The organism is Nonomuraea sp. NPDC049400 (assembly GCF_044466425.1).
Taxonomy (GTDB): Bacteria; Actinomycetota; Actinomycetes; order Streptosporangiales; family Streptosporangiaceae; genus Nonomuraea.
Window position 1 is genome coordinate 1 of record NZ_JBITMP010000136.1, and the last position, 3,116, is coordinate 3,116.

Below are 3,116 nucleotides of genomic sequence, written 5' to 3' on the forward strand. Positions count from 1 at the left end.
CGCTGGGCGAGCTGCTCGCCCTCACCACGATCCCCCCGCTGGGCTGGGCCATGGCACTCGCCGCGGCCGCCTTGACCCCGCCGCTGTGCGACCTGACCCGGCGGATCGGCCGGAAATCTCGATGAGCTGATAGGCCGAAGGTCCTGCCGCAGGTGGGACTGTCGCCTCTAAGCGCTTCCCCTCCCAGCGACGGACGATGAAGGCATGAGGATAGGGATCAACGGGTTCGGCAGGATTGGCCGTGCCGCCCTGAGGCGCGCCCTGCATACTGACCTGGACATCGTCGCTGTCAACGACATCACCGACGCGGCCGCGCTGGCTCACCTGCTCAAGCACGACTCCACCTACGGCTCGCTCGACCTGCCCGTCACCGCCTCCCCAGGGAGGCTGGAGGTCGACGACAGGGTCATAGCGGTGAGCGCCTGCGCCGACCCGGCCGAGATCGACTGGCGTGCCCACGACGTCGAGCTGGTCATCGACTCCACCGGCCGGTTCAGGACGAGGGATGCCCTGGCCGCGCACCTGAAGGCAGGCGCTCGCAAGGTGTTGCTCTCGGCCCCGGGCAAGGGCCTGGACGCCACCATCGTCCCGGGTGTCAACGACGGCGCCTACGACGCGGACCGGCACGAGATCGTCTCGCTGGCCTCATGTACCACCAACTGCGTCGCGCCGATGGTCAAGGTGCTGCACGAGCGGTTCGGCCTGGTATGCGGCTTCATGACGACCATCCACGCCTACACCGGTGACCAGGTGCTGCTGGACGCCCCGCACAAGGACCCGCGCCGGGCCCGCTCGGCGGCGGTCAACATCGTGCCGACCACCACAGGGGCCGCCCGCATGGTCGGCCAGGTGCTACCCGAGTTGGACGGCCGGCTGGACGGCATCGCCATCCGGGTGCCGGTCGAGGACGGCTCGATCACCGACCTGTCCGCCCAGCTTGCCCGGCCGGTCACCGCGCAGGAGATCAACGACGCCTTCGCCGCGGCTGCCCAAGGGGAGTTGCACGGCATCGTGCATTACAGCACCGACCCACTGGTATCCCGCGACATCATCGGAAACGCCGCCTCGTGCGTGTTCGACTCTGTCCTCACGCAGGCGAGCGGGGACCTGGTGAAGGTGTTCGGCTGGTACGACAACGAGTGGGGCTACGCCAACCGGCTGGTGGAGATGGCCCAGCGGATGGCGTGACATCGCGGCGGCCGGTGATCTGTGGCGGAGCGGCGGTCGGTCTACGACAAGCGCCGCCACCGCTCGCATGCCTCGGCCCAGGAGGCGTCCCACGCGGCGTACCGTCCTCTGTCCAGCAACCATCTGAAGCTCCGGAAGCCCAGCATCAGCGTGGCGGCAGCTCCGGCGATGACCAGGAGGGTCGTGGTCACAGCGCCCGCCAGTGTGTCCGTGTGAGTCGTGGGCGGTCTGGTCAGCTTGCCCCGGCCGTCGATCCACACCTTCAGGGAAGCACCCGCCTTGGTGCCGGCGGGCACGTTCACCTGGCCCGTCCTTTGCTCGCCTGACGGCGCCACCCAGCCCGCGGCAGCGCGTGATTCTGGCGCCACGCCATTGTCATTGCCCACGACGCCAACGGTGTCCGGCGCGTCCCGCACGAGGGTCGCTGTCACCTGCTGACGGATGCCGGGACCGGCACGCTCGGCCTGCAGGCCGTTCTCGTAGGCCAGTTGCCCCATGGCGAGGGCGGGCCAGACGCTGAACAGCAGCAGAATCAGCGCTACGGCCACGCCTGCCGCCTCGAGCCGGTCGGAGCGACGGCGCAATGGGTTCCGCCCTGGCCAGTAGCGGCGTATGCGGAGTGCCACCCACCGATTCGAGAGTCGCATGATGCACCTCCCTCCCTTCAGCTTGTGGCGGGGATGGCGGTGGACGATAGGGACATATGGCCCGGACGCTGTGGGGCCTTGGACCTCTTCTGGAGTGATCGCCTCGGACGAAGAGAGCGTCCGCAGGCCTGCGCTGAGAGCAGGACGACTGCGTGGGGGACGGCCGATGACCACAACGTAGCCTTGAGGGCCTTTGCCGTGGCTTTGCCGCCTTTCGGGCAGGAGGTCCGCAGGGGAGGGCTCTCGGCAGCTAGCGAAAGGCGCAACCATGAACGACGTCATCGTCGTGGGAACTGACGGTTCGCCGGGCGCCGATGCCGCGCTCGCGTGGGCAGCTGCCGACGCGGCACGCAAGGGGCTCCGGCTCGAGCTCGTGCACGTGATCGAACGCGGCACCTACGACCTTCCGCGTTATCCGGTCCCCGGCCTGCTGGAAGCGCTCGGAGAGGCCGCCGAGGTGATGCTGGAGGAGGAGGCCCAGACTGTCATGGCCGGATGGCCCGGCGTCGAGGTCGCTACCAGAGTGGTGACCGGATCGGCGGTGGCGGACCTGCGGGTGCGGGCGGCGTCGGCCGCCGAGCTGGTGGTCGGCTCGCGCGGCCGGGGCGGGTTCGCGAGCGCGTTGCTCGGCTCGGTGAGCCTGGGCGTGGCGGGCCACGCACACGGCACGGTCGTCGTGGTACGAGAGATGGCGGCCGAACACGGGCAGCTCGTGGTAGGCGTGGATGAGAGCGATTCCTGCGAGCCCGCCCTGGCCCATGCCTTCGCCGAGGCTTCCCTGCGCCGAGCAGCGCTGCGCGCCGTCTATGCCTACGCTGTTCCCGTTCACGCGGTCTCGATCAACTTGGAGCGGCTACAACGAGCCCAGTACGAATTCCTTCGTGATCGACTCGTCCCTTGGCGGGCCAAGCATCCCAAGGTCAACGTGATCGAGGACATCACCTCCATTCATCCCGTGGCGGCCCTCGCTGAAGCGTCCAAGGGCGCCGATCTGGTCGTGGTCGGCAACCGGGGACACGGCGGTATGGTGTCCGCGGTGCTGGGCTCCGTCAGCCACGGTGTGCTGCACTACGCTCACTGCCCGGTCGCCGTTGTCCGCCGCTGAGGCGCACGAGATGTCTAGTGGCCCATCGCCGGCCTCGCCCCCACAGCGGGGATCGGCAGGTGCTCGCGGATGAGGAACCAGCTGGCGGCCAGCACCCACAACGCCGTGAGCACGCCGAGCACGATCGCCGGGACCGGGCCGCCGGGCACCAAGGCGCCGCCCGTGTTGACGACCGT

General features: G+C 69.2%; 3 protein-coding genes. 2 read left to right on the plus strand and 1 reads right to left on the minus strand.

Going from position 1 to position 3,116, the window contains the following annotated elements; translation table 11 throughout:
- The first annotated feature begins 204 nt into the window (after positions 1–204).
- Positions 205–1,188 (plus strand): type I glyceraldehyde-3-phosphate dehydrogenase, encoded by a 984-nt coding sequence (gap, locus tag ACIBVN_RS60690; protein ID WP_397151991.1) that lies wholly within the window; start codon positions 205–207, stop codon positions 1,186–1,188.
- Positions 1,189–1,229: 41 nt separating this feature from the next.
- On the opposite strand, the gene ACIBVN_RS60695 is transcribed toward gap, so the two are convergent.
- On the minus strand, positions 1,230–1,835 hold the full coding sequence (locus ACIBVN_RS60695; RefSeq protein ID WP_397151992.1) for a hypothetical protein: 606 nt from the start codon (positions 1,833–1,835) through the stop codon (positions 1,230–1,232).
- Positions 1,836–2,103: 268 nt separating this feature from the next.
- Here ACIBVN_RS60695 and ACIBVN_RS60700 point away from each other — a divergent pair, with 268 nt between their 5' ends.
- Positions 2,104–2,940, plus strand: coding sequence for a universal stress protein (locus ACIBVN_RS60700; protein ID WP_397151993.1), 837 nt, complete (start codon positions 2,104–2,106; stop codon positions 2,938–2,940).
- Positions 2,941–3,116: the final 176 nt, after the last annotated feature.

What these genes read in the sequence shown, in the direction of transcription:
- gap (WP_397151991.1), top strand. Translation starts at nt 205, where the DNA reads ATGAGGATAGGGATCAACGGGTTCGGCAGGATTGGCCGTGCCGCCCTG.
- ACIBVN_RS60700 (WP_397151993.1), top strand. Translation starts at nt 2,104, where the DNA reads ATGAACGACGTCATCGTCGTGGGAACTGACGGTTCGCCGGGCGCCGAT.
- ACIBVN_RS60695 (WP_397151992.1), bottom strand. Translation starts at nt 1,835, where the DNA reads ATGCGACTCTCGAATCGGTGGGTGGCACTCCGCATACGCCGCTACTGG.